At 56.9% G+C, this 26,998-nt stretch carries 24 protein-coding genes; 12 read left to right on the top strand and 12 right to left on the bottom strand.

The features are described 5' to 3' along the window. Together ACXAF0_RS05075 and ACXAF0_RS05070 are read left to right on the top strand one after the other, a co-directional pair. The gene (locus tag ACXAF0_RS05075) at positions 1 to 1,254 is read left to right on the top strand and encodes a PQQ-dependent sugar dehydrogenase (RefSeq protein WP_475344398.1); all 1,254 of its coding nucleotides are present in this window, start codon (positions 1 to 3) and stop codon (positions 1,252 to 1,254) included. Further along, positions 1,254 to 1,889: a c-type cytochrome gene (locus tag ACXAF0_RS05070; protein WP_475344396.1), complete on the top strand. Its 636-nt coding sequence runs from the start codon at positions 1,254 to 1,256 to the stop codon at positions 1,887 to 1,889. Before ACXAF0_RS05075 ends, ACXAF0_RS05070 begins: the two co-directional genes overlap by 1 nt. Before the next feature lie 29 nt (positions 1,890 to 1,918). Here the strand turns inward: ACXAF0_RS05070 and ACXAF0_RS05065 are convergent, their stop codons facing one another. The 6 genes from ACXAF0_RS05065 to ACXAF0_RS05040 all read right to left on the bottom strand — a co-directional run bounded on the left by ACXAF0_RS05065 (position 1,919) and on the right by ACXAF0_RS05040 (position 7,987). Continuing rightward, on the bottom strand, positions 1,919 to 3,235 hold the full coding sequence (locus tag ACXAF0_RS05065; protein WP_475344393.1) for a transporter substrate-binding domain-containing protein: 1,317 nt from the start codon (positions 3,233 to 3,235) through the stop codon (positions 1,919 to 1,921). Between the two features lie 153 nt (positions 3,236 to 3,388). Continuing rightward, complete coding sequence (locus tag ACXAF0_RS05060; RefSeq protein ID WP_475344388.1) at positions 3,389 to 3,958, bottom strand: DUF2889 domain-containing protein; 570 nt, start codon at positions 3,956 to 3,958, stop codon at positions 3,389 to 3,391. Between the two features lie 188 nt (positions 3,959 to 4,146). Continuing rightward, positions 4,147 to 4,596 carry a CBS domain-containing protein gene (locus ACXAF0_RS05055; protein ID WP_475344387.1) on the bottom strand — a complete coding sequence of 150 codons (450 nt, stop codon included), beginning with the start codon at positions 4,594 to 4,596 and terminating at the stop codon, positions 4,147 to 4,149. Positions 4,597 to 4,849: 253 nt separating this feature from the next. Further along, positions 4,850 to 6,124: an HlyC/CorC family transporter gene (locus tag ACXAF0_RS05050; protein WP_475344384.1), complete on the bottom strand. Its 1,275-nt coding sequence runs from the start codon at positions 6,122 to 6,124 to the stop codon at positions 4,850 to 4,852. A gap of 131 nt (positions 6,125 to 6,255) precedes the next feature. After that, complete coding sequence (aroB, locus tag ACXAF0_RS05045; protein WP_475344382.1) at positions 6,256 to 7,371, bottom strand: 3-dehydroquinate synthase; 1,116 nt, start codon at positions 7,369 to 7,371, stop codon at positions 6,256 to 6,258. A 4-nt stretch (positions 7,372 to 7,375) separates the two neighbouring features. Beyond that, positions 7,376 to 7,987, bottom strand: a complete 612-nt coding sequence (locus tag ACXAF0_RS05040) for a shikimate kinase (protein ID WP_475344380.1) — start codon at positions 7,985 to 7,987, stop codon at positions 7,376 to 7,378. Between the two features lie 400 nt (positions 7,988 to 8,387). Here ACXAF0_RS05040 and ACXAF0_RS05035 point away from each other — a divergent pair, with 400 nt between their 5' ends. The 5 genes from ACXAF0_RS05035 (at position 8,388) to ACXAF0_RS05015 (ending at position 14,400) form a co-directional block, all read left to right on the top strand. Beyond that, positions 8,388 to 8,525 (top strand): hypothetical protein, encoded by a 138-nt coding sequence (locus ACXAF0_RS05035; RefSeq protein ID WP_167722791.1) that lies wholly within the window; start codon positions 8,388 to 8,390, stop codon positions 8,523 to 8,525. A gap of 277 nt (positions 8,526 to 8,802) precedes the next feature. Beyond that, positions 8,803 to 10,869, top strand: coding sequence for an antifreeze glycopeptide (locus ACXAF0_RS05030; RefSeq protein ID WP_475344376.1), 2,067 nt, complete (start codon positions 8,803 to 8,805; stop codon positions 10,867 to 10,869). 44 nt (positions 10,870 to 10,913) lie between these two features. After that, entirely contained in the window at positions 10,914 to 11,870 is a 957-nt protein-coding gene (gene xerD / locus ACXAF0_RS05025) for a site-specific tyrosine recombinase XerD (protein ID WP_475344374.1), read from the top strand. Positions 11,871 to 12,122: 252 nt separating this feature from the next. Further along, complete coding sequence (locus ACXAF0_RS05020) at positions 12,123 to 13,922, top strand: EAL domain-containing protein (protein WP_475344372.1); 1,800 nt, start codon at positions 12,123 to 12,125, stop codon at positions 13,920 to 13,922. Positions 13,923 to 14,049: 127 nt separating this feature from the next. Beyond that, the gene (locus ACXAF0_RS05015; RefSeq protein ID WP_475344369.1) at positions 14,050 to 14,400 is read left to right on the top strand and encodes a hypothetical protein; all 351 of its coding nucleotides are present in this window, start codon (positions 14,050 to 14,052) and stop codon (positions 14,398 to 14,400) included. Positions 14,401 to 14,413: 13 nt separating this feature from the next. On the opposite strand, the gene ACXAF0_RS05010 is transcribed toward ACXAF0_RS05015, so the two are convergent. Genes ACXAF0_RS05010 through ACXAF0_RS04990 form a run of 5 tightly spaced genes read right to left on the bottom strand, consistent with a single transcriptional unit; the run spans position 14,414 to position 18,006 of the window. Beyond that, complete coding sequence (locus tag ACXAF0_RS05010; RefSeq protein WP_475344366.1) at positions 14,414 to 15,073, bottom strand: DUF459 domain-containing protein; 660 nt, start codon at positions 15,071 to 15,073, stop codon at positions 14,414 to 14,416. Then, positions 15,073 to 16,404: a CCA tRNA nucleotidyltransferase gene (locus ACXAF0_RS05005; protein ID WP_475344363.1), complete on the bottom strand. Its 1,332-nt coding sequence runs from the start codon at positions 16,402 to 16,404 to the stop codon at positions 15,073 to 15,075. Before ACXAF0_RS05005 ends, ACXAF0_RS05010 begins: the two co-directional genes overlap by 1 nt. A 54-nt stretch (positions 16,405 to 16,458) precedes the next feature. Continuing rightward, a complete protein-coding gene (locus ACXAF0_RS05000) occupies positions 16,459 to 16,746 on the bottom strand; it encodes a hypothetical protein (protein WP_475344359.1) in 288 nt (95 codons plus the stop codon). A gap of 37 nt (positions 16,747 to 16,783) precedes the next feature. Further along, a complete protein-coding gene (locus ACXAF0_RS04995) occupies positions 16,784 to 17,428 on the bottom strand; it encodes a CoA pyrophosphatase (protein WP_475344356.1) in 645 nt (214 codons plus the stop codon). After that, on the bottom strand, positions 17,425 to 18,006 hold the full coding sequence (locus tag ACXAF0_RS04990) for a DUF1285 domain-containing protein (protein ID WP_475344354.1): 582 nt from the start codon (positions 18,004 to 18,006) through the stop codon (positions 17,425 to 17,427). The genes ACXAF0_RS04995 and ACXAF0_RS04990 overlap by 4 nt, the downstream gene beginning before the upstream one ends. Before the next feature lie 113 nt (positions 18,007 to 18,119). Here ACXAF0_RS04990 and ACXAF0_RS04985 point away from each other — a divergent pair, with 113 nt between their 5' ends. From ACXAF0_RS04985 to ACXAF0_RS04970, 4 genes are read left to right on the top strand one after another with little or no spacing between them, the layout of a single operon-like run. Then, a complete protein-coding gene (locus ACXAF0_RS04985; RefSeq protein ID WP_475344351.1) occupies positions 18,120 to 19,160 on the top strand; it encodes an AAA family ATPase in 1,041 nt (346 codons plus the stop codon). Continuing rightward, positions 19,161 to 20,114: a DUF58 domain-containing protein gene (locus tag ACXAF0_RS04980; protein ID WP_475344349.1), complete on the top strand. Its 954-nt coding sequence runs from the start codon at positions 19,161 to 19,163 to the stop codon at positions 20,112 to 20,114. Then, positions 20,111 to 22,822, top strand: a complete 2,712-nt coding sequence (locus ACXAF0_RS04975; protein ID WP_475344346.1) for a DUF4159 domain-containing protein — start codon at positions 20,111 to 20,113, stop codon at positions 22,820 to 22,822. The genes ACXAF0_RS04980 and ACXAF0_RS04975 overlap by 4 nt, the downstream gene beginning before the upstream one ends. Next, positions 22,819 to 24,894 (top strand): hypothetical protein, encoded by a 2,076-nt coding sequence (locus ACXAF0_RS04970; RefSeq protein WP_475344342.1) that lies wholly within the window; start codon positions 22,819 to 22,821, stop codon positions 24,892 to 24,894. The genes ACXAF0_RS04975 and ACXAF0_RS04970 overlap by 4 nt, the downstream gene beginning before the upstream one ends. A 19-nt stretch (positions 24,895 to 24,913) precedes the next feature. Here ACXAF0_RS04970 and ACXAF0_RS04965 read toward each other — a convergent pair whose 3' ends face one another. Further along, positions 24,914 to 25,879 (bottom strand): LysR family transcriptional regulator, encoded by a 966-nt coding sequence (locus tag ACXAF0_RS04965; protein ID WP_475344340.1) that lies wholly within the window; start codon positions 25,877 to 25,879, stop codon positions 24,914 to 24,916. 159 nt (positions 25,880 to 26,038) lie between these two features. Between ACXAF0_RS04965 and ACXAF0_RS04960 the strand changes: the two genes are divergently transcribed. Continuing rightward, entirely contained in the window at positions 26,039 to 26,998 is a 960-nt protein-coding gene (locus ACXAF0_RS04960; RefSeq protein ID WP_475344338.1) for a glutathione S-transferase family protein, read from the top strand.

The following is a 26,998-nucleotide window of genomic DNA, read 5'->3' as shown; positions in this document are numbered from 1 at the left end:
ATGACGAAACGCCTTCTTATGGCGAGCATTGCGCTTGCCATGTCCGGAACCGCCTATGCACAAGCACCTGCGCCGGACAATCTTGAAAAACTCTCAAGTTTCCAATCAACCGGGACGACAGAATTCACCGTCATCGAACAGGGCGGGGATTATGCCGAAGGGATCAAAAAGACCCTTGAACGCATCACGCTTCCAGACGGGTTCAAGATCGGCCTTTATGCCATCGTCCCCGATGCCCGCCATATTGCGGTCGGCCCGCAAGGGGTCGTGACCTTTGTCGGCACGCGCAAGGACAAGGTCTGGGCCGTCACCGACCGCAACAAGGACCGCGTCGCTGACGAGGTAAAGGACTTTGCCCCGTCATTGCGCTTTGCCATTCCCAATGGTCCGTGTTTCTCGTCTGACGGTTTTTTGTATATCGCCGAACAGAACCGCGTTCTGGTGTTCCCGGCCGCCGAGTTCTTTTATGAAAGCCCGGATGTCGCGGCCTTTAACGTCGTCAAGCAGGGCGATCTGATCCCGCCCGCCGAGGAAAGCTATAACCACACCGCGCGCGTTTGCAAAATCGGCCCGGATGGGAAGCTTTATATCTCGCTCGGTCAGCCGTTTAACGTGGCACCGGAAGACAAGCTTGATCTGTATCGCGAGTGGGGCATTGGCGGCATCATCCGCATCAATACCGATGGCACCGGCCGCGAAGTTTATACCTATGGGGTACGTAACTCCGTTGGTCATGACTTCCACCCGGTCACCGGCGAACTGTGGTGGACGGATAACCAGGTTGATGGCATGGGTGATGATATCCCGCCCGGTGAAATCAACCATCAAACCGCCGCCGGCCAGCATTTCGGCCATCCGTGGTATGGCGGCGGTGATGTCCGCACCAATGAATATGCCGGTCAGGAAGTGCCTTATGACGTTGTCATGCCCGCGGTTGAAACCGTGGCCCATGCCGCCGACCTTGGCATGAGCTTCTATTCCGGCAAGATGTTCCCGGCCAAATACAAGAATGCGATCTTCTCGGCCCAGCACGGGTCGTGGAACCGCACAACGCCGGTCGGCGCGCGGGTGATGGTGACCTTCATTGATGACGAAGGCAATGCCAGCACCGAACCGTTTGCCGAAGGCTGGATTGACGAGAACGAGGAATATCTTGGTCGTCCGGTCGATGTTGCCCAATTGCGTGATGGGTCGATCATTGTTTCCGATGATCTGGCCGGTGCTCTTTATCGCATCTGGTATGAGGGCAATTGATGCGCACAGCTTTGATCGCACTCCTCGGCGGACTTCTGTCCGCCGGGGTTCTTTCCATGCCGTCATCTGTGTCGGCCCAGGACCCCTCCACGACTGATCCTGCTACGACTGATCCCGCAACGCTCAAGGATGGCCGCAAGGTGGCGGGCATGTGCCGCACCTGTCACGGGCTTGACGGGCTGGCGCGCATTCCGATTGCCCCGCATATCGGCGGCGAGCCGGTTGATTACCTGATCGCACAACTTCGGGCGTTCAAGACCGGCACGCGCGAACATGAAATGATGACGGTGGTCGCCGGCAGTCTGTCTGATGACCAGATCGAGGACGTCGCACACTGGTTCAATCATTTTACCGCCAGCGGCACCCTACCCGCCAACACGTCCGAGGATGACGCGCCGGAGCTTTGTATTGGCTGCCACAGCGCAAACGGGATTTCGACACTTGAAGATGCGCCCAATCTGGCGGGGGAAACCAATATCTATATCGAAACGCAGCTCAAGGCGTTTCGCACCGGCAAACGGGTGCATGACATCATGACACCGATTGCCAAGGACCTGACAAAGGCCGAAATGCAGGCTGCCGCAGACTGGTATAGCAATATCGAAATTGAGATCACGGAACCGTCGGGTAATTAATCCGGTGGTTTCGGTTTTCATGGCCGATGTCAGATATCGGGACGCAGTGCCGCAGAAACGTTAAGCCCGACGGTAAGTGCCGCAACTGTTCTGCCGGTATCCGGATCGACGACCGGCACGGTGATCTGCGACAGAAAAGCCCGGGTCGAGCCGTCATAGCGGATATCCGTGATCATGGCATGATCGCGGTTGATGCTTTCGGTCATCTGGAATTGCGCCTCGTCACTTTGGTCAAAATCCGATGTCAGGCGGCTCATGCCAATGATCTGGCCATGCAGGTCGAACACAAATGCCTCTGCGATCTGATCGCCAATGCCGGCCTGAAACGTGCGCAGATAATCCGACAAGTCATTGCCCAGAATTTCGGCCGCTGTCGCGCTGGATTGGCCGCGCCGAGACAAGGTTGTCCATTCCTCATCCGTCTGGCGTTTCTGATCTGCTGCCAGGCCTTTTCGTCCTTCGACCAGATCAAGAACATGGTCCTGAAGGGCCGGGGAATTGGCAAATTGCCGCACGATCGGCAACTGTTCGCGTTCAATGGCATCGCGTTCCCACGGCTCCAGACTCATCGGGCGGGTTTCGCAAAATTCCAGCACCCCGTTCAATCGGTCAAGCAGATCGGGAAAGGCAGCGACATAGCGTTTGGAAAAATAGACCACCAACGGTGCATACCGTTCGAATTTGACAGCGAATTTGTCAGACCCGATTTCCAGCGACTTACGCGCGATTTCAAAGCTGTGCTTGTCAACAAGCGCATACTCCACCCGGCCTGCTGCCACCTGCCCGACCAGCGATGCAATTGACGGGACGCGCATGATATCGCCATAGCCCTGCTCGCTTAGCCATTCGGCCTCGTTCGAGCCGAGTATCGCACCAACAGAGGCGAAATCGCCCGGTTTGGGCACACCGCTTACGCGGGGGTTATCGGACTGCTGCGTCGAGGAAACCCACACCCATTTTTCAAGCGCCAGCGGATTTGTCGCCACTGCATATTCATCCATGGTGTCGCTGATGCGCGCCAGAAAGAACCCGTCTGCCCGGCCATTTCGAACCATCTCCCGGTTACGCTGGCGCGGCGCAATGGCAAAGCCATACCCGACACCGATCCGCTCGAACACGCAGTTCAGGATGGCGACGGAATAGCCGCTTAGCATGCCGTTTTGCAGTTCCTGATATGGGGGATGCAGGTTGGTTTGCAGGATCAGAAAGCTGTCCTGGCCGTTAAAGTCGGCCTGTCCGGACTCAGCCGGGGATGACACAAGATCATGGGCCTGCGACGTCGATGTCGTCAGTCCCGCCGACCCCAGCAGAAATGAATAAAGCGCTGCTGTTGCCAAAGATCGCAAAACAGCATTCCGGCAGTTCTTGTTGTTTATTGTTTTATGGTTTCCATCCCAGCGCAACATGGCCACATACAACCTGACAAATACACGTTACGGACCATTTTGATATTGGACTGCGCGCATGTACTTGCAAGACGGCAAAAACGCGCAGAGCACCTATTCATCACCGGTGTAGAATTCAGGCGAGATGCGTTTCACAGCCGGCCCGTCACTGCGCCAGCCATGGCAGGTATTGATCAACGGATTGCGACGTGGCGGCTTGTCATCATTTTCATCGCGCATCTGCAGGGATTCCTTGGCCAGGATCGGAAAGACCGTCTGAAACGCGGTGGTCGCCACCGGCCCCATCAATTCATTGAGATGCGTACAGCCATGAACACCCCCCGTGCGGTCACGGATCTGCTTGCGCAGGCCCGGGCCAAGCTTCAAGCCAACCAGCTTTTCATAATTGGGCGCAATCGCGTCACAGGCGGCAAACGGGGCGTAGTCGGTGACGGCCTCGACCTCGCGGATAACAAGGTCATCGCCAATGGTCACCCGGATCCACATGCCGTGAACCGGCTCCCCCGCCGGGATTTCACCGCGGTCGTGATTGGAAAAGCCGTATGTTTTGACATCCGTGATGTGACCTTCGATATCCCACAGGCCGTCTTTGCGACGAAACCCCTGACAGGTCACGGTGCGGGTATGAATGTGTTCGCGTTCGGCGGGGCGGGACAATGGCATGGGACTCTCTCCTTTACGTAAACGTAAAGACGTTCACCTGCGCGCTGTCAAGTCGCAAAAGCGTTTGCTGCCATTCCGGCCAGCCAGCCCGGCTTACCCAAAACACCGGAAATTTCGCACAGGCCAAAGGCCCGAGGGGATTTTCCCCTCAGGCCGATGCCGTGTCTTACACCTGGAAGGCCGTTGGTTCAGGCCACGCCGTAATCGGAACCGAAGATGAATTTTTCGCGCTCGCGGACATCTTCTTCGAGCTGGCGTTTGACCACATTAAACAGGTCACGGATCGACACCATGCCGACAACCTTGTCGCCATCCACCACCGGCAAGTGGCGATATCGCCGCGCACTCATCAGATCGAGCGCACTCATGGCCGAATCATCGGGACCAAGCGTATCGGGATCTGCTGTCATGACCTTGGATAACGGCACTGATGCCGCATCCAGACCCTTGGCGACCACACGGTTGACAAGGTCACGCTCGGTGAAAATTCCGGCCAGCCTGGCCGTATTGTCGACGATAATGACCGCACCAATTTTGCGCTCAGACATCATGTTGACGGCGTCCATCACGGAATCGGCGGGGTTGAGTGTCGCGATGGATTGTTCCTGGACCACACCCGGTACAATTTTGGTATCCATGCATCTCTCTCTGCAGGTTGCTGTTGCCACATGCCCAAACCCGATCAGATCATCTGGTCTCACACTGACAAACGTCAGATTGAATTGACGTTTCTGGATGACACAGTGTGACGGGCCCTTATTTGCAAGTGGCCCTGCAATCCTTTGGGTCAAGACCTTGATGCACAAGTTTAACCCATAAGTAGATAAAGCTGAAATTTTTTACGCGGGAATGGTTTTACGGCAACACACCGCAGCCCCGGGGTGCAGATTCTTATTCCTGCTCTTCCCCGGCCGGATCGGTGACCGCGCGCAGACGTACACGGGTGATCTGGTTGCGGATACGGCGCAACACTTCGAACTCAAACCCGTGGAAACGGAACTGCTGCCCGACATCGGGAATACGCCGGGTTTCATACAGCAAAAGACCCGCCACAGTGGCGGCTTCCTCGTCCGGCAATCGCCAACCAAAGCGACGGTTCAGGTCGCGAATGGTGACATCACCGCGGACAATGACCGATCCGTCAGCTTGGGGATGGACACCGACCACTTCGACGTCGGTTTCATCGGAAATATCGCCAACGATTTCTTCAAGAATGTCTTCAAGCGACACCACGCCTTCGAACGCGCCATATTCATCGACCACAATGGCGAAGTGTTCATGACGCTCCTTGAACGCCTTGAGCTGATCGGCAAGGGTGGTTGAATCGGGAATAAACCAGGGTTCGGCACTCAGTTCACGGACATCTTCGGCCGTGGCCGGCTTGGCGCCGCGCACGATCGCCTTAAGGACTTCGCGCGCATGCAGGACACCGACGATGTTGTCCGGATCCTTTTCATAGATCGGAATACGGGTGTGCGGGCTTGCCAGAACCGTATCGAGGATTTCTTCCATCGGGCGGGAAATATCGATCATCTGCACCTTGCGACGGTGCACCATGATTTCCCAGACGCCAACATCTTCAAGATCGAGCACCCCATGCAGCATGGTGCGTTCGGCATGGTGGTTGCCAACAACCACGTCATCGGCATGCAGTTCGATCGCGCCGCGCAATTCGCGTTCGCTATCAAGTCCCGGGCCTTCGCCGCTGCCAAACAGGCGCAAGGTGGCCTGCACGACAACCTGAATGGTCTGGGTGATCGGGGCAAACAGAACGACCAGCACGCTCATCGGGCGCGCAACGCGCAGCGCCATGGTATCGGCATGCTGAAGTGCGTAGGTCTTTGGCAGAATTTCCGCAAAAATCAGAACAAGGGCGGTCATGACGGCGGTCGCATAGACCACGCCGTTTTCGCCAAACAGTTCGATCATCACCGAGGTCGCGAGCGCAGAGGCCAGAATGTTGACCATATTGTTGCCGAGCAAAATCGCGCCCAGCAACCGTTCCTGATAACGGCGCAGCCTGTTGACGATCCCGGCCCGCAGATCACCATCCTGTTCCTTGTGGTGCATGACCGGACGCGACGCCGCCGTCAGCGCGGTTTCCGAGCCAGAAAAGAATGCCGAAAGCATCAACAGGAAAAAAATCACGACAATCGTGACCGTCATTCAGGGCCGTCTCCAAGCGGTGAAATCGTTAGAACCAGTTTGTCCCGTGTTCATCTATAAGGTCAAATGGCGTTAAACAAGTTAACAACAACACATTGGCGCTGATCACAGCGCCAAATGTCGCAAAACCGTTACCCGCGGCAGGACCGCGTGATGGCCGCACGCATTTTCTCGACATCCATCGCCTTTGACGTGAAGGCCTTGCCGATGCCGCGTGTCATGACAAAGGTAATCTCGCCGTCGCGGACCTTTTTATCGCGCGACATATGACCAATCACCTTGTCGATATCCCAATGCATGCCGGTCACTTCGGATGCTGCCACCGGCAGACCCACCGATTTCAGATGGGCAGTAATCCGGTCTTTCTCACCTGCCGGGGCCATGCCCATGGCGCCGCAAACGTCATGGGCAATGACCATGCCCATGGCAACGGCTTCGCCGTGCAGAAGCTTTTCGCCATATCCGGTTTCAGCTTCGAGCGCATGGCCAAAGGTGTGACCCAGGTTCAAAAGCGCGCGCTTGCCGCCTTCGCGTTCGTCCTCGGAAACAATGCGGGCCTTGGCCGCACAGCTTTTGATCACGGCCTGACGGCGTTCAGGGCCATCCTGATCAAGCACCGCCTGCCCGTTTTCTTCAAGCCAAGCAAAGAATTCCGGATCATCGATCAGGCCGTATTTGGCAACCTCGGCATAGCCAGAGCGCAATTCACGTGCCGGCAGGGTATCAAGAACCGACGTATCGGCCAGAACCAGCCGCGGCTGATGAAACGCCCCGATCAGGTTTTTACCCGACTTGGAATTGATCCCGGTCTTGCCGCCCACCGAACTGTCGACCTGCGAGAGCAACGTCGTCGGGATTTGAACGAAATCAAGTCCGCGCAGAAGCGACGCGGCAACAAAACCGGCCAGATCCCCAACCACACCACCGCCCAGCGCAATGATCAGGGTGGAGCGTTCGATCCCCATTGCCAAAATCTGTTCGACGACGTCTTCGAACATCGCAAAGCTTTTGGATTTTTCACCCGATGGCACGACGACTTCGCGATGTGCGATCCCCGCCCCGTCGAGCGAGCTCAGCACGGTCGGCAGGTGATTGTCGGAAAGGGCCGCATCGCTGATCACGACAACACCGGCCTTCTTGACGAACGGGGCAATATATTTGGCGGTGTCGGCCAAAAGGTTGCTGCCAACAAGGATGTCATAGCTGCGCGCGCCAAGTTCGACGCGAAGGGTGTCGTGATTGCTCACTCTGTCAGGTTCCTGTCTTGATCAATTGACCGTCGTCATCAAAGGAATTGGCGAGCAGTTCAAGAACCGCGTCACGGGTGGCTTCCTTTGAGGATTCATCACAGTCGAAGATAATGTCTGCCCCGGCATAGACCGGGTAACGTGTCTCGATCAGATCGGCCAGGACCTGCTTGGGGTCACCGTTATTGAGCAACGGGCGATGGGTACGCCCGCTGGTGCGGTGCATCAGCAGATCAAGGTCGGCACGTAGCCAGACCGATACGGATTTTTCGAGAATCAGTTCACGCGTACGTTCACGAATGAACGCACCACCGCCTGTGGCCAACACGATCTGTTCGCCATCAAGCAAACGGGCAATTACACGTTCCTCGCCGTCGCGAAAAGCCTCTTCGCCATACAGCTTGAAGATATCGGCTATCGAGCAGCCAGCGGCTTCTTCGATCTCGCGGTCGGCATCGACAAAATCCAGATTGAGTTCCTTGGCGACCATCCGGCCGATGCAGCTTTTTCCTGCACCCATCAGTCCAATGAACACCAATGTGCGGCCCTTAAGGCCACTGCGAATTCTGGCGATCACGTCTTCGTGCAAACCCGACTCGGCAATGTTGCTGTCCATGTTCGGTTTGCAGTCCTGTGGTTCAATCAAATGCGTTACAAATTACCCAATTCTTTAGGGCAGCTTGCCCCTGAACGCAAGCAAACCGCACAGCAAACACGACAAAAATGCAGCGTCAAATTACCGCTTTCGGTCACTTTGCGCATGCTGGGATGACATTTTACCCAACCTTGTTGCGCGCAAACACCACGGAAGTTGCATTAACTCTCTGTGAGTAACAGGGACTTATACTGCCATGAAGTTGCCGAATTGGCGTGCGACCACCGCGATGCGATGAAAGGTTCAAGACAAGGAAACGAATGGCCAAAATGATTGGCGGTTCCGGTTCTTGCATCTTTGATTTTCGTCCGCATACTGGTATTCGCGTCCTTCGCTCAAACGCTTCGAAGTCTGGATTAAAATGAAGATCTTATCGCGCATCATCCTGTTGCTGGTTATCGCCGTGATTGCCGGCGGTGCTACGTTCCTGGTGACCTGGGACATCCCGGCCCCGACGGCCCAAATCGAAGAAACCATCCCGAATTCGAGGTTCAACTAAGATGACATTGCGTTCCCGTTTTTCAGAGCCTTTTGCACTTAATCTGGACCGTTTTGCCGGAGAAATCCGCCTGTCCAGCAAGGAAAAGGCCGCTGAGCGTAGCGGGGTTACGCGCAAGGTCTCTGACGCTGCGGGACAGGCAGATTTCCCGGCCCTTCGGGTTTGTGTTTGGCGGCGTTTTTCTGCGTTACACCGTTTGGCCGATGCTCCGCATCGCCCTGCACGCTGTGCCTTGCCAAACGGCTCGCCAAACACAAACAAAACCGGTGCAGATTAAATGCAAAAGGCTCTCGTACAGACCTGTTTACTGGCCATGATGACGGGAACGGGACTTGTGTCCGCCCCTGCACTTGCGCAAACGTCGGCCCCGGTGCCGCTGTTTTTAAAACAGGAAGCCGAACAGAACGCGGAGCGCCAGTCTGATCAAAGCCCGACCAATCCGGGAACCTCATCGGCGCCGCTATCTGGTGGCTTTGGCAGCACGAATTCAAATACCAGCCAGACCGATACATTCCCGTCTGATCCAAATGCGGTTCAGTCCTTAACACTTGGCGCGGTCGACGCCGAAGCAGTCGGCACGATTGATCGGTCGCGTGGCGGTCTTGGCATTGATATGTGGAACGGCACAACACGCCGGTCTGCGGCAAAGCTGATTTCCGAACTGCCGGCCACACCGGCCACCCATACCGCCCGCGATCTGCAGGAACGGATGCTGCTTTCGGCCGCCGCCCTGCCACAGGATTCTGCGGAGATCAGCCTGCTGGAAGCACGCGTTGCCAAGCTGATTGAAATGGGCGCACTTGATAACGCCATCGAACTTGTCCGCGCCGCCCCGCAAGGATCGCGCGGCTCCATGCTGGCACAGGCAGAAACCAACACACTTCTGATCGGTGCAGAGATCGATGCTGCCTGTGACGCCATTGAAAGTTACGGCACAAGTTACGAGGAACTTTTCTGGCTGAAGGCCGCGGCAATGTGCGCGTTCTATGCCAATGATCCGACCTCGGCGGCCTTTTCGGTCGATCTGGTGCGTGAAATGGGCGGCGAAGGCGATGCGACCTTCTTTGGTCTGGTATCCGCAATCCGCAGCGGCAACGCCGCCGATCCTGAATTGCTGGACGAGCTGCGCCCGCTGGATCTGGCGCTTTTGGCCATTGCCAAACAATCAATCCCGACCAGCCAACTTGAAACCGGCAATGCCGCGGCCATTATTGGCATCACCAATGCCGATGCCACCGCGACGGACGTCCGGCTTGAAGCCGCACGCAAGGCCGAAAAGCTTGGCCTGATCAGTCCGACACAACTGGCAGACGTTTATCAGTCTGTGAATTTCGAAGCTGATGCGCTGGCGAACGTTCTTGATGATGCCAACGAGGGCATTCAGGCGCGCCAATATGCCAAGCTTTATCAGGCAGCAGCCCAAAGTGACGTTCCCGCAGCACGCGCCGAAATCCTCGCCGCCCTGTTTGAAGCGGCCGAGTTTGAAGGTGATTTCATGCAGGCCGCCCGCCTTTCGGCACCTTTGCTAGCCGATATTCCGGTGAATGGCGACTTTTCGTGGTTTGCTGTCTCAGCCCTTAAGGCATCGATTGCCGCCAATAGTTTCGAACGGGCAGAAAGCTGGCTTCAGGTTGCCCGGTCCTCGGCCAATGCATCAAATGACATTTCTTCGCGCCTAAGCCTGCTTTATCCGGTTCTGGCGATTTCGGGCCTTGAAGAAACCGGTGCGGTCAAACCGACCCAACCGGCTGTGAACGCGGCGAGCGGAAATGCATCGCAGGGCTTCGGGACCGACACCCAATCTGCCCCGCAGCAGAACTTTGGCCTTGGCGGTGCGGTTGTGCCCGATGCACCGACATCAAGTGGCGGCATGGCATCGGCAACCGTGATGCCCAATTCGGCATCGCCCGAAGATGTGCAAAGCGCGTCAGAACGTGCCGCCGCCCTTGCCCGTCATCGTGCACGCATGATCGAATGGCAGGAAATGCAGGCCGCACGTGGTGATCAGGCGGCCGCACGACGCTATAGCGAGCTGATCTTCAATCTGTTTGAAGGCTTTGGCATCGAAGTCCCTAACACCCTCTGGGACGGGCTTCTGACCGCTCCTTATGCGGAAGAGCGTGTTACGACCAGCAGTGCAGTTTCCCATCATCTGGCTACTGCGGCGCGTGCCCAGCAAAAGGCAAAAACCGTCGCAATGGCCATTCAGGCCCAGCAGATTGCGGCATCCGAAAATGCCGATCCCAAAGTTCTGAGCGACACAGTCACGTCGCTTGAAACGGTCGGGCTGCATGGGGATGCGCGGCGTCTGGCGACAGAATTGCTGATGTCGTTCAACCACTAAGATTGCTTGATGACCAAGTGTGTTAATCACTGGCGGAACCAGCCATGGCCAAAGCACTGACAAACTCGCTGATATCGGCCTTTCTGGAAATGATGGCGGCCGAACGCGGGGCCAGTGCGCATACGCTTGATGCCTATCGCCGCGATCTTGAGGATTATGCATCCTCGCTGACGGCTGCGAAATCCGACCCGGTGGCGGCCAGTGATGCGGATGTCCGGCGTTATATGGCAGAACTTGGGTCCGCCGGGCTTGCCCCGCGCACACAGGCGCGGCGTTTGTCAGCGCTTCGGCAATTTCACAAGTTTCTGTATTCCGATGGCTATCGCAATGACGACCCGTCATCGAATATCGATAGCCCCCAGCAGGGCCAGACCCTGCCGAAATTCCTGTCGATTGAGGAAATCGACCGCCTGATCCTTGCGGCGACCAACCATCCGGGCATCAAAGGCAAACGCCTGCTGGCGATGGTGGAACTGATGTATGCCACGGGCATGCGCGTATCCGAACTGGTCGAGCTGCCCTTTGCCGCCGCCGCACGCGATCCGCAGATGCTGATTGTGCGCGGTAAGGGCAGCAAGGAACGGCTGGTGCCGCTTTCGGATCCGGCGCGCGATGCGCTGCGGGACTATCTGGAGGTTCGTGATGCCTTCATTCCATCAGACAAATCAGATGGCCATGCCGACCGCCCCGGGCAATCCCCATACCTTTTCCCGTCGCGCGGAAAAACCGGGCATCTCACCCGTCAGATGTTTCTGAAAATGATCAAGGATCTGGCGATCGAGGCTGGCGTCCCGCCATCAAAGGTTTCACCGCACGTCCTGCGCCATTCCTTTGCCAGTCATCTTCTGGCCAATGGCGCGGATTTGCGGTCCCTGCAAAAGATGCTGGGCCATTCGGATATCTCGACCACGCAGATTTATACCCATGTTCTCGAGTCACGGCTGCGCGGGCTGGTTCAGGAGCATCATCCGCTTGCCGGGCGAGCAATCGGACAGGTTTAAAGGGTATCGATCCCGTGAATTTGTCTAGCCCCTTTGTATAGGATCGCGGCGGTTTTTTGACATAAAAGCGGATGTTTTCCGCGGATGTCACATATTCGTAATCCTACTGTCACGAACTTGTTGTCATATCTGAGATACCAGCAAACCCGGAACTTCTAATTCTTCTAATTTCCGGGAAATAAGACCATTTTGAAGATCGGGGTACTGCATTTGGATTCTGATGCAGATGAACAGTGGATATCCGACCGACCCATGACCCATCCGGTCATGCTGCGCAACTGGCAGCAGGTCGTCGAAAAAGTCGACTTCGCATTTCAACCCATTGTCAGCCCGCATACAGGCCATGTCTTTGGCTATGAGGCGCTGTTGCGCCGGTGGGAAGATGCCGGGTTCACGTCCATTCAGGCGCTGTTTGATACCGCCTGGGACACCGGCAACCTGCATAGTGTCGACATGATGCTGCGGGCCAAGGCGATCGAGAAATTCGCACGTTTCCCCGGCGCCAAGCGGCTTAAGCTGTTTTACAATTTCGACAATCGCGTTGTGAAAACCGAAGATTACCAGCCCGGTCAAACCGCCGCTCTGCTAAGCGATGCCGGACTGGAGCGCGATACCATCTTTCTTGAGATTTCCGAGCGCCACGATATCAGCAATGCCGGATACCTTAAGGACATTCTGGTGCGCTATCGTAGTCAGGGCTTCAAGATTGCCATTGATGATTACGGCAGCGGTTTCGCCCAGTTGCGCGCGCTGTATGAATGCGAACCTGACATCATCAAGATCGACCGGTTCTTTATTGATGGCATCGACCGCGACCGCCGCAAGGAACTGTTCGTCACACAGATCACCGCCTTTGCCCATATGATCGCCGCACAGGTGGTTGCCGAAGGGGTTGAAACCCGCGAAGAGTTCCAGTGTTGCCGTCGTCTCGGCTGCGATCTGGTACAGGGCTTCTTTATCGCCCGCCCTGCCCTTGATATCCCCGAACAGACTGACCTTGTGAAAACCGCTGCTGATATCGCCGCCGATTCACGCCGCCAGTCAGATCGTGATGACGACGTTGTCAGGTCCTATTTGCTGGAAACGGCCGCCCTGCCAAGCGACATCAACCCGGTCGATATCCTGAGCTATTTTCAGCAGAACCCCGATATTTCGCTGGTCCCCGTCGTCAATCCGGATGGTGAGCCGTTGGGCATTGTCCGGGATTCCGAGTTCAAGGCGTTCATCTATACGCCGTTTGGCCGCGAGTTGCTGCAAAACCCGGCCAACCGGGCCAATATCAAACGGTTCCTACGCCGTTGCCCGATTGCCGATATTCGCACCAGCCTGTCAGAACTGCTTGAAACCTTTGTCGCGACCGAGGCGCTTGATGGCGTGATCCTGACCGAGAATGGTCAATACCTTGGCGTGCTCGATCAAAGTGCGCTTTTGCGCGCGGTGAATGAGCGCAATACCCTGAATGCCCGTGATGAAAACCCGCTGACCCGATTGCCCGGCAACAGTGCGATTTACCGCTATGCCGCGCGGGCATTGGCCGAACCGCGCCGGCGCCGGTTTGCCGTCTATTTCGATTTTGATAATTTCAAACCGTTCAATGACAGCTATGGCTTCCGCCAAGGCGACCGGGCGATCCTGTTGTTCAAGGATATCCTGGGTAAGGTTCTAAGCCAGAATGACTGGTTTGTCGGTCATATCGGCGGTGATGATTTCTTTGCCTATGTCCAGTCGATTGATTTTGAAGATGCGGTCGAGGCAGTCAAACGTGTGCAGGCCATGTTCGATGCCCAAATCAAAAGTTTCTATGACCCGGAAACCCGTGAAAACGGTTATCTGATCGGCAAGGGTCGCGATGGTAAACCGGCACGTTTTGATTTGATGAGCGTCAGTGCCGCTTTGATCCGTCTGCCGGCCGAACGCACCGACATTACGCTCGACCATATTTCGGTCGAAGCGGCGAAACTGAAGGCGCTCGCAAAGACCAGTCCGAGCCGATTCGCGACCGGAATCTATGATGTGAACAGCAACAATGCCAGCGAGCCAAAATTACTTTAATTTGGTTTTCAAAGACTTGTCATTTTTGTCGCCCTGAGGGGCAAATTAGGGCTTCAAATCCGAGTCACTCTGGGTAATATTCCGCGCGAATTAAAAACACCAATCGGTTCAAACGAGCAGTTCCGTCATGGTCACTATTGCGCCCTTTTCTGATCTTCAGCAGTCGGCCCCGATCCGGCAGGCAAGCCCCATTGCACAGCAGCGCGGCGATGAGCAGCGCTTTGCCGAGCAAAACCGTATTATTGACGGGACCCGTGCCTCCGTCCTGACATCGGATCAGGAAATTGAACGCGCCGTTCAGTCCTATGAACGCGACCGCAATGAACAGAAACAGTTCCTCAAAGACGGCGAGCAAAAGACGCAGTCCGACCAGTATGTCGAACAAATTTCCTCGCCGACCTACAGCCCGTCCGGCAACGCACAGAGCGCACTGGCAGCAGCAGGAAGCCGTGGTCAGTATTTCGATATTCTGACCTGATCATCGAAGTTGCTTAGCCTTCGGCAGGTGTCAGTCCAACAGCCTGTTGAACGGCACCCCATTCCCAGATCAACTCTGCCAACCGGTCATAGCCGTGCTTATCGGGGTGATAACCATCGCCGCGCCGCAAGGCCCGTTGCCATGTGTCATCAGTAAGGGTCGTCGCGAGCAGATCAAGGTAAGGCACATCGAAACCGCGCGCGGTTTCGAGATAAATCTGGTTCAGACCTTCAAGGCGCTGATTGATTTCCTGACTGGATTTGCTGCCATCAATCACGGCCTGCGGCCCGATCCAAAGGGTGGGTGCCAGTTTGGACGCAGCCCCGATGATCTCGGCCGCATTCGCCGCCGACTTGGCCGGGGAAACCCGCATGGTGGTTTCTTCACCGCGATCTTCGGCATGGTTGGCATCATTCACCCCGAAACTGAAGATCAGAACCGTCGGGAATTCTTCGACCATGCGCAATTTGGCCTCAAACTCCCAGCGGGCTTTCAGCCCCTCCGACGTTTCCGCACGGATACCAAGATTATAGATGGTGACTTCGCGCCCGGCCTCATCAAAAAGACGCCGTCCAAGACGCATGGGCCAACCGCCCTTTTCACCGTCGCGCACACCATTGACCAGACTGTCGCCAAAACAGCAAACCCGATGTCCAATTGCGCCTGTCGTCATTACTTCTCCTCGTCGCCGGCCGCATTCTGGCGGGCGACATATTCCATCAATTCATCCGGGCCGGGTTTGAAATCCTGATCGAGCCAGTATTCCTCGGCCTGTTTCAAAAGCGCGCCGACACGTGGGCCTGCAGGTGCAAGACCGGCTTTCAGGATGTCGCGCCCTTGTATCGGCAATTTGACCGGCTGCCAATTTGCCGCCGCTTCAAGCAGGGCTTTCCATTCGTCATTTTCAGCCCGCGTGCAGCGCGGCGGTTCAGCGCCCCGCGCACTCCACGCCAGAAGCACCGCATCCCGAAAGGCTGCTGGTCCCATGCGATAAAGATCACGGCGCACCGTTTCCGGCGGCAATTTCGGATCAATCAGCGGTGCATGGGCGACCATTTCGGCAAACCGGTCGGTTTCTTCGTTCGACAGGCGCAAGTTCCGGGCAAAGCGTTCGGCTGCGGCCAGATTATCTTCCTGATCATCGCTTTTGCGTTTATCGCCTTCGGGGGCAAACAGGGCCGCCAGACGGCGCAGCGGATCAGGCCGGATGGTGGGATCGGCAAGGGCCGTACTATCAAGCCATTGCATGATGCGCAGGCAATCGGTGTGGGTCAGCTCGGGCAAAATGGCGGGCAGGATGCCAAAACCGATCATGTCATTGATCGTGCCTGCCGGACTGGTTGCGCGCAGCAGTTTGAACATTTCATCGCGGATACGTTCGACCGAAATATCGTGAAGACCAATTACCGCCTTGCGACAGGCTTCTGCCCCGATCGGGTCAATCGGCGGACGGCCAAACCATGCCTGAAAGCGGAAGAACCGCAAAATGCGCAGGAAATCTTCGGCAATACGGTTTTCCGCCACCCCGATGAAGCGCACCCGCCCGTCGCGCAGATCGGTTTCGCCATCAAACGGGTCATAGATCGTGCCATTCAGATCGCAATAAATGGCGTTAAAGGTAAAATCGCGGCGCTTGGCGTCCTCAAGCCAGCTGTCGGTAAAGGCGACTTCGGCATGGCGGCCATCGGTCAGAACATCCACCCGAAGTGTGGTGATTTCATAGGCCCCGGCTTCGGTAATCGCGGTGACCGTGCCATGTTTAAGGCCCGTAGGGATCACCCGAATGCCGGCCTTTTCAAGGGCGGTCTGGGTTACCTCCGGCGCAAGATCACAGGCGATATCGACATCGATCAGGTCGCGTTTGAGCAACGCGTCACGCACCACACCACCGACAAAGCGCGCGCAACCGCCTTGCTGCGCAATCGCATCAAAAACGCGGGCGGTATCATCGGCGACCATGATCCCGTATGGCCGCAATCTGCCGGTTACTTCGAGTGCTGTCATCGCTGCTTTGGTGCCACCTGTTATTCAAGCGTTGCGACGGTGGCTGGGCTGTGGCTATTCCTTGGGTTCGAAATAGCCCGGCTCGACCACGCCGTCACGCAATACCGGCGCATGATAAATGGAATCGGGCGGCGCACCAGTCCCAAGTGCAGTGAAAATCAGGATTGCCGCTGTCAATGCCACGCCCAGACCAAACAGCAGCAGCCAGGGCCCCTTGCTCCAGGGTGGGACAATGTCGTGACCTTCACGGATGGCCTTGGCGCGCGCCCACTTTAACCACAGCCCATACATTACAAAGGGCAGGATCAGGGGAAGGCCGATCTGGATGATTTGTCGCAACATAAGGCAGGTCCCAGTATTCGGATTAAGTAAAAACAGGTTAGGCTTGTAGTGACGGCGCGTTGGCCCGGATGACTTCCGAGAAATTGACCAGCATCCCGGCCGTTGCCCCCCAGATGTAATATTCGCGGTACGGAATCGCAAAATAACGCCTGCGGGTGCCTTCGAACATCACGGTTTGCAGTTTCTGATTCCGCGGATCAAGGATGAAACTCAGCGGAACTTCAAAGACTTCGGCAACTTCATGATCATCGGGTTTGAGATCAAAGGGCGGGGTCACCAGACCAATCACCGGCGTCACCTGATAGCCGGTCACGGTGTAATAATCGTCAATCCGCCCGACCAGATCGATATGTCGGCGCGCAAGACCGATTTCTTCCTCGGTTTCGCGAAGGGCGGTTTCTTCAAGGGTGGCATCAACTTCTTCCTGTCGGCCACCGGGGAAGCTGATCTGGCCTGCATGGTCGCTTAGATGATCGGTGCGCCTTGTCAGGATAACATGCAGACCGGCATCGCGTTTGACCAGTGGCACCAGAACGGCCGCCGGGCGCGAGACCAGTTCACCATCGGCAAAGGCCCGTGCGCGGGATTTGGAACCCGGGAAATCGACAGCATGATCACCACGGCGCTGCAAAACATCGCCTGTCGGCGCGCGCAAGGCTGCAATGATGTCATCGGGTGTCATTCGGTGGCCTCCATACGACCGATCTCAAAGAATTGGCCATGACTATACACACCGATACGGATCATACCGTTATCAGGGTCACTTATTTCCTCGGCGAGTTCGACCAGTTGATAAAACACCGCCCGGTTCAGACGCGCTTCAAGGCCGCGTTCAAGCCCGACATAGGGGGATGGTTCATCGGTTTCGGGGTCATGTTCGACCCGCAACGGATGGTCCTGATCAAGTTCCACCCACTGGTCGATATTGGTCCGAAAACGGATGTTCTGATCCTTGCCTTCGCCTTCGTTTTGCATCTCGACTGCGATGAAGGCGACGTCTTCAACATCGATCCGGGCCATCTCGGCCGGGGTCACAAGCCAATGACCGCCTTCCTCGTCACGTTGCAGTACGGAAGAAAAAAGCTTCACCAATTCGATTCGCCCAATCGGGCCACCTTGATAGAACCAGGTGCCATCCCGACCTATAGACATAGGGATATCGCCGCAGATTTGCGGATGCCACCCGGTATCAGGCTTTTGCCCGCGCAAACGCGTCCACAATTTTTCGGCGAGATCGACGGTTTTTTGGTTATCATTCATGCTGTAGAGTTGATCCTGAACCAGACGTTTTCCCGTTTCGCTTAACCGATTTCATCTGCGTTCTTTGGCCTGCCAGCGCCTGCACTGCAACATAGGAAGCACAGTCAACCGCCATGACAAACGCGCCACAATTCCCCGAAGAAATGGGTTTCTCCCAGGAAAGCAGTCTGGAACGCGATGCAGCTCGTCTGGACGAGTGTGTCGCACGGCTGGCTGAAGCCCGCAAAATGATTTCCTCTATTATATTTGGGCAGAATGATGCCGTAGAGCAAACACTTATCGGCATTTTATCAGGTGGACACGTGCTGATGGTCGGTGCGCCGGGCCTTGGCAAGTCCTTGCTGGCCCATACACTGGGCAAGGTTCTTGGCCTGCTTGATAAACGTGTGCAGTTTACACCCGACCTGATGCCAGCCGACATTCTGGGCTCCGAAGTGCTCGAAGAAGGGGCGGACGGCAAGCGCGCCTTTCGCTTTATCAAGGGCCCGGTATTTTGCCAGCTTCTTCTGGCTGACGAGATTAACCGTGCCAGCCCGCGCACCCAGTCGGCCCTGTTACAGGCCATGCAGGAACGCGAAGTTTCGGTGGCCGGTTACAGCTACAAGCTGCCCGAACCGTTCCATGTTCTGGCCACCCAGAACCCGCTTGAGCAGGAAGGTACCTATCCCCTGCCCGAAGCGCAACTTGACCGGTTCCTACTTGAAGTGCGCCTGAGTTATCCCGATGCCGAGGAAGAACGCAAAATCGTGACCGAGACCACCGGGCGCTATCCGACCCGTCCGCGTCAGGTTCTTCAGACCGATGACCTCGTGGAGGCACAGGACTTTGTCCGGCGTCTGCCAATGCCCGACCGGGTGCTTGATACCATCATCGCATTGTGCCGCGAATGCCGCCCGGAAAGCACATCGCTTGCCGACATTCGCGAAAACGTTGCCTGGGGGCCTGGCACACGTGCGGCACAGGCCCTGTCACTGGCGTGCCGGGCGCGTGCGATGCTGTTTGGCCGCTTTGCACCATCGATCGAGGATATCGAAGAACTTGCGGTTCCGGTCCTGCGCCATCGTTTTGGTCTGACCTATGGCGCGCGTGCCGAAGGGTTTACCGCCAAGGGCCTGATTACCGATGCGCTGGCCCATTTGCAGGAGAACAGCTAATTGGCGAGCACTGCCGTGCATGATCATGTCGCCGCCGCCCGCGCCCTTGCGGCCCGACTGCCCCAGCTGATTGATGAGTCGCGCCGAACGGCCATCAGTCTGCGCAGTGGCCTGCATGGCAATCGCAAGGTCGGACCGGGCAGTGATTTCTGGCAGTTCCGACCTTATGTGCCGGGTGATCCGACCAACCAGATTGACTGGCGCCGGTCGGCACGCAGTGAACATACCTTCATCCGCCAGACCGAATGGCAGGCCAGTCACAATTACTGGATCTGGCCGGTTCTTTCGCCGTCGACATACTGGTCATCAAAAGACAGCCTGCCATCCAAGGCCGAGCGTACCCTGATCATTTCCATCGCACTGGCCGATCTTTTGATCCGCAACGGCGAAACCGTTGGCACCTTTGACGGTGAACGCACACGCATCACATCGGCCGAGCATCTTGAAAAACTGGCCCATGCGATGCTGGCCACGCCGCAAAGCATTGCCGATCAGGGGGCCAACATTCACCCTGGACGCAAACATTCGGTCCTGATCCTGGGCGACTTCCTTGAATTTTCCGATCAAACCGAAAAATCGACGCGCACCGTTCGCCGTCTCGGTCAGTATCAAAATGACGGTGCGCTGGTGCAGATCCTTGACCCTGCGGAAATCACCCCGCCCTATCAGGGGCGCGTTGATCTGTTTGATACCGAAGATCAAATGATTTTTCGCAGCGAGAAGTTCGAAGACCTTGCCGATGGCTATCAAAAGCGCGCCCAGAAATGGCGGGCACTTGTCCGCGATGCCGCGCGCCAGAATGACTGGCTTTATGATCGACATGTCACATCCGAAAGTGCGAGCCCGACATTGCTTGCGCTTTATCAGCATCTGAGCGAGCGGCAAAATCAAAGCGGGTCGAACGGCCGGGGGCGGCCCAACATGCACCGCCATAACACGCAGGAGATGTCATGAGCCTGTCGGCCATCACATTTCTTTATCCTGCGATGCTGGCCGGGCTGATGGTGTTGCCGATTGTCTGGCTTTTGATCCGGTCCGCCCCCCGATCACCAAAGACCGTTACCTTCCCGGCCGCCCGCATCCTGCGCGGCCTTAAAAGCAAGCGCCGCGATATCCAGCGCGCCCCGATCTGGCAGACCATTCTGCGCTGTCTGATCCTGACCCTTTTGATCATTGCGGCGGCCCGCCCGGTGATGAACCGAAATGACTTTGCCGCCAATGATGGTGCCATCCTGATCATTGCCGATAATGGCTGGGACAGTGCGGCCAACTGGCGGCAATACCGCACGGCACTGGAACAGATCGCCAATCAGGCCCGGTTTGACCTGCAAACAATCTATGTTGCGCAAACAGCAGCTGAGGCCGCCGGGGCGACCACGTGGAAACTGCCTGACATTGTCGGGCCGGTATCGCCCAATGATACCAAAAGCCTGTTTGACCGCCTGCAACCCCGTCCCTGGCCCTCGGATTATGCCGCGCTTTCCGATCTGATTTCCGAACGTCCGGACATGAGCCAGTCGATTGGCAGCATCCTGTGGCTGACGGGCGAGATGGATAGTCCCGGCAAGGCCGAGATTGCCTCGGAACTGCAAGACATCGCAACGATCACAACGATTTCGCCGACCATTACGGATCGCATCGCCATCCGATCGCTGAACCGATCCGGCACGGGTATGGTGGCAACACTTACCCATAATCGCGACGAACTGCCCCGCGAAGTAAACCTTCTGGCCCGTGGGGAGCGCGGCAATGTCATTTTGCGTCATAACATCGAAATCGCCGCCGATACCGATCAAAGCGACATTGCGATCCTGCTGCCAAGCGATATCTCAAACGCCATTCAGTCCGTCGGGATCGAAGGCATAGAAAGTGCCGCATCAGTTTTTCAAACCGGGGCGCGCTGGCAGCAACGACGGGTCGGCGTAATCGTCAGTTCCGGCGATGGTCCGGGGGTTCTGTCTGATCAGTATTTCTTCCTGGATCGTGCGCTTTCGCCCTATGCCGATGTGACCTATGCCCCGCTCGCGACTTTGCTGGAAAACGGGGTAGATGTTCTGGTTTCCGCTGGGCCGATATCTGGGCTTGGCAGCCAGTTTGATGCGCTGGAACGCTGGGTCAATGAAGGCGGCATGCTGGTTCGCTTTGCCGGGGACAGTTCGTCGCAGATCGGGAAGGACTTTTTGCCTGTCACCCTGCGCCTTGGCAATCGCGACTTTGGCGGATCCATGTCCTGGGAAAAGCCTAAAAGTTTGCTCGATTTCCCGGAAAACAGTCCGTTTCAGGGCATCGAAGTTCCGGGTGACATCACGGTTACCCGCCAATTGCTGGCCGAGCCGGACCCGGACATTGTCAGCAAGACCTGGGCGCGCCTGACCGATGGCACACCGTTGATAACCAGCACGCCACGCAATGCCGGGCGGATTGTGCTGTTCCATGTCACGCCCTGGGCCGACTGGTCAAACCTGCCAATGTCGGGCCTGTTTGTCGAGCTGTGGCAAAAGCTGCTGCCGCTTGCCAGCCCCAGCAACCGCAGCGACCCCGAACTGCAAAGCAGCCTGCCCGCCCAGACCGTGCTTGACGGGTTTGGCCGCCCACATCAGCCCGATGCCCTGATCCTGCCGGTTCAGACACCGCTTCCGGTACCGAGCCCGCGCCACCCGCCGGGCATTTATGGGGAAAACGGTCAGGCCGTTGCCTTGAACCTTGGTCCTTCACTGACAAATATCGGGCGTGATGTGATCTGGCCATCTGGCATCAGCACGCGCGAAATCACCGTTCAAAGCCAGATCGACCTGGCAGCCCTTTGCCTGTTGGCAGCCTTTATGGTGGTTCTGCTTGATGCGCTGATCTTGCTTGCGCTTAACAATCTGTCCCTGCGGCGCAGCCGACGCAGCAATGCGCTGACGTCGGTCCTGTTGGTGCTCGTTCTTGGCAGCGGAGCACTGTCGGCCGTCGTAATGCCGTCTACCGGCCATGCCGTTTCCCTGCCAGACGCCGCCTTGCAACCCCGTCTGGCCTATCTTGAAACCGGCAATGCGCCGGTTGATCGGCTAAGCCGTGCGGGCATGACCGGCCTGACCGAAATTTTGCGTCGGCGCAGTGCCGCCGAGCTCAACTCGGTTGACGGTATCAATCCGGAAACCGATGAACTCAGTTTCTATCCGCTGATCTATTGGCCGCTGGTTGATGGGCAGGAGCCGTTTTCCGAACGCGCGCAGGATCGACTGAACCGCTATCTCAATAATGGCGGGATGATCCTGATCGACAGTCGCGACCGCGAAGTCCAACCGGCTCGTTTGCGCCGCCTTCTGGCCGGCTTGGAAGTCCCGCTTCTCGATCGCGCGCCCAGTGATCACATCCTGTTTCGCAGTTTCTATCTGCTTGATCATGCCTTTGGCCGATTTTCCGAACCGCTGTGGCTTGATGCCCGCCCGAGCCAGCGTCTGGACGGGGTCGCCTCGGTCCTGTTTGGTGGCAATGACTGGGCATCGGCATGGATCATCCCCGAAGGCCGTGATGATCTGCGCAGCGAAGACATATCGCCGCGCCAACGTGAAATGGCCTATCGGTTCGGGGTCAATCTGGTGATGTATGCCCTGACGGGCAGTTACAAGGGCGATCAGGTGCATATCCCCGCCATCCTTGAAAGGTTGGGCCGATGAACCAGGGATGGCAAAATCTTCAGATCGCACCGCTTCTCGATATCACCATCCTGCAAGCGCTTGCCGTTTTGTGCCTTGGCGCGGTCATTGTCTTTACCATATTCCGGCTGCGTGGCACGGTCTGGCGCGCGGTGGTCATGGTGCTGGTTTTGCTTACCCTTCTGGCACCGCAATTTACCGACCGCGAAAGTGAAAAACTAAGCGACATCGTCCTTGTTCTGGTCGACCGATCCGCAAGCCAGAATATTGGCGACCGAACGGCACAGACCAATGCGGCAATTGCCGAACTGCAGGATCGCTTTGCCGATGATCCAACGGTAGAGCTTCGCTTTGAAGATGTTCCGGGCCAAGCCGATACCCGCATGTTTGCCGTGCTTGACCGGTTGCTTGGTGGGTTACCGCGCGAGCGGCTGGGCGGGGTCATGATGATCACCGACGGGCAGGTCCATGACGTGCCGGGGCGTCTTGATCTGAATGCGCCATTACATGTTCTGATCAGTGGCGGGCGCGATGAACGCGATCGTCGATTGGTTATTCGTCAAAGTGCGGATTACGGCATTGTCGGTAAGGACGCCGAATTCATGATCGAGGCGATCGATCCGCAATTGCCCGCTGGCACCGCCATTCCGGTTCGCATGTTACTTGAAGACGGCACGGAACGCGAAATTGCCCTGCCCGCCAATGAACAACGCCGGGTCAGCATCCCCGTCCCCCATGCCGGATCGGTGTTGGCAGAACTGCGCATGGATACCCTTGAAGAAGAAACCGATAAATCCAACAACCGCCTGATCCTTGAAACCACCGGTGTGCGGGATCGGTTGCGCGTGTTGTTGCTATCGGGGGAACCCCATCCGGGCGAGCGCGCCTGGCGCAACCTCTTGCGGGCGGATCCCGGTGTGGATCTTGTGCATTTCACGATCTTGCGCCCGCCGGAAAAGGGCGATGACACGCCGATCAATGAACTGGCCCTGATCCCGTTTCCGATCCGGGATCTGTTTGAAGTGCGCCTGCGCCAGTTTGATCTGATCATTTTTGACCGCTATCAGATGCGCGGGGTTCTGCCGCCGCACTATCTGGAAAAGGTCGTTGATTTCGTGCGCTGGGGCGGGGCGGCACTGGTGGTGGCTGGACCGGAATATGTCGGGCCGGACGGGCTTGCCAGCACGGCCTTGAATGATCTGATGCCAGCCACGCCGACCGGACGCATTGTCGAGCAGGCCTTTATCCCGCGCGTCAATCAGGCTGGCCGCCTGCATCCGGTCACAACCGCGATTGCCGGATCCCCCAATACACCGCCGAAATGGGGACAATGGTATCGCCAGATCGAAACGCGGGTGTCGGACCCGGACGCCATGACGCTTCTGACCGGTGTTGATGACCTGCCGCTTTTGACCATGCAGCGCGTTGAGGAAGGCCGGGTCGCGATGCTGAGTTCCGATCAGATGTGGCTGTGGCAGCGCGGCCATGACGGCGGCGGCCCGGTTGCCGAATTGCTCAGGCGTCTTTCGCACTGGTTGATGAAGGAACCGGCATTGGATGAAAACACGGTGCGCACCGAACGCAGCCCGGATGGCGACAGCCTGATCCTGAACTGGCGCAAAATCGGTGCTGCCCCCGAATCTGCCAGCGTGATCAATCCGGAAACCGGCGAACAGATCAATGCCCCGTTTGAACAGCTGCCTGATCAGTCATGGCAGGCGACGGTACCCATCGAGACGCGCGGTTTGATACGCATACGCGTGCGCGATCAGGACAAACGCAGCCAGACCAGCCTGCATGTTGATCGTGATGTCCTGACAGCCGAAACCCAGAACACCAATTCAACCCCCGACCTTCTGGCCGGGCTGGTAGCGGAAAATGATGGCTATATCGGTCGAATTGAGGATGGGCTACCCGATTTCCGCCATGTGCCCGATGATCGCATCTGGCATGGCAGCAACTGGGCCGGGTTTGTTCAGACCGACAGTTTCAAGACGGTCATTGGCGGCATTACCAACCTGCTGCCGATCCCGTTGGTCGCCCTTTTGATCGGGGCGATCTGTTTGCTGGGCTGGCGGGTGGAAAGCAAGTAATCCGTAGTCATCCAGAACATCAGGGTGTGGGGCGCTGACGTCCCCGGCCTTCGTGATATTCCACGCAGGCATCCTTGTGGAAGTTGCACAGACCACCTTTGAATTTCTCAACCAGAAAATCGATAAAGACGCGCACTTTGCTGGGCAGATGGCGACGTTCGGGATAAACCGCGTAAATGCCCCCGCTGCTCAGCGGGTCATAATCATGCAGGATGCGAACAAGACGCCCTTCACTCAGTGCCTCGGCAACGATGAATTCCGGCTCACGCGCGATGCCCAGACCACGAATGGCGGCGACGGAGGTGAATTCGCCGTTATTGCATGACATCACCGGATCGACGCGCACCGAGACCTGGCCTTCGGGCCCTTCGAAATCCCAGATATTGGGGCTGGGCACATTGGTATAGGAAATCGTTTTGTGGTCTGCCAGTTCCTGCGGGGTTTTGGGTTCCCCATGTTCGGCGAGATAGCCCGGCGATGCCACGACATGGCCGGTGAAATCGGCAAGCTTGCGCGCAATCAGACTTGAATCCTTAAGGCGCGTGATGCGGACCGCCATATCGATCCCCTCAGCCACCAGATCCACCATGTGATCGGCCAGATGGATATCGACATGCAGGCCGGGATACTTTTCCATGAATTCGGTGACCAGTTGCGGCAGATACATCTGCCCGAAGGTCAGCGGGGCGGAAATGCGTAAGGTGCCGCGCGGTGTGCCGCGCAAGTCGGTCAGGGCATGTTCAGCCGTTTCGATCTCTTCGGCCACGCGCGCGCAGTGCTGATAAAACGTCGATCCCGCATCGGTCAGGCTCAGCCGCCGGGTGGTGCGGTTCAAAAGCCGGATACCCAGATTGTCTTCCAGCTTGGTCACATGTTTGCTGACGGCTGATTTCGACATGCCCAGCTTACGCGCCGCACCGGAAAAACTGCGTTCTTCGACAACACGGGCAAAGACGGTCATGCCGTCAAGGTTTCCGATCAGCATTATGCGGCTCCTGGCTACATTTCTTGGGATACTGTTGCGCGATTGGAAACAAATTAATGTCACATCAGCGGATTGTCTTCAACGCGCAAATCAGGAGAATGAAGCCCAACCGAGGCAGGATGACTGCCCACACCGACGAACAGAAATTGGGAAACGGACATGGGATTACTTGTCGACGGAAAATGGCAAGACAAATGGTATGACACCAAAAGCACCGGCGGAAAATTCAAACGCCAGGATTCTGCTTTTCGCAACTGGGTGTCTGCCGACCAGAATGCCGAATTCCCGGCCGAAAAAGGCCGGTATCACCTGTATGTTTCCTATGCCTGCCCGTGGGCGCACCGCACCCTGATCTTCCGCGCGCTCAAGGGCCTGGAAGACATGATCAGTGTGTCTGTCGTGCATTGGCATATGGGCGAGAATGGCTGGGAATTTGACCGAGATGCCGGCCTTCCCGATCATCTGGAAAATCGCGATTTCATGCATCAGGTCTATACCGATGCGATGGCCGACTATACCGGGCGCGTCACCGTGCCGGTGGTCTGGGACAAGAAGGCCAACAAACTCGTCAGCAATGAATCTGCTGAGATCATCCGCATGTTTAACAGTGCCTTTGATGATCTTGGCGCAGCCGATGTTGATTTCTATCCCGAAGCGTTAAGGGCTGAGATCGACGCGGTGAATGAGCGCGTTTATCACGATGTGAATAACGGCGTGTACAAGTCTGGCTTTGCTACCACGCAGTCGGCCTATGAAGAAGCCGTCACGACCCTGTTTGACGCGCTTGATTGGCTTGAAGAACGTCTGTCAAAGCAGCGCTATCTGGTGGGCAATCATATTACCGAGGCCGACTGGCGCCTGTTTACGACCCTTGTGCGCTTTGACCCGGTCTATCACGGGCACTTCAAATGCAATCTGCGCAAGCTGAATGAATATCCCAATCTCTGGGCCTATACGCGCGATCTGTATCAGCAGCCCGGGATCAAGGAAACGGTGTTTATGGACCATATCAAGGGCCACTATTACGAAAGCCACCCGACGATCAATCCGTCCGGTGTGGTGCCGCTTGGCCCGGTCATGGACCTCGATGAACCGCACGAGCGGGACCGGCTTTTCTGA

The sequence above is a fragment of the Thalassospira sp. ABD4_177 genome, from assembly GCF_056160125.1.
The sequence above is the reverse complement of the archived record's forward strand: the minus strand, read 5'-3'. Positions and strand labels throughout refer to the sequence as shown.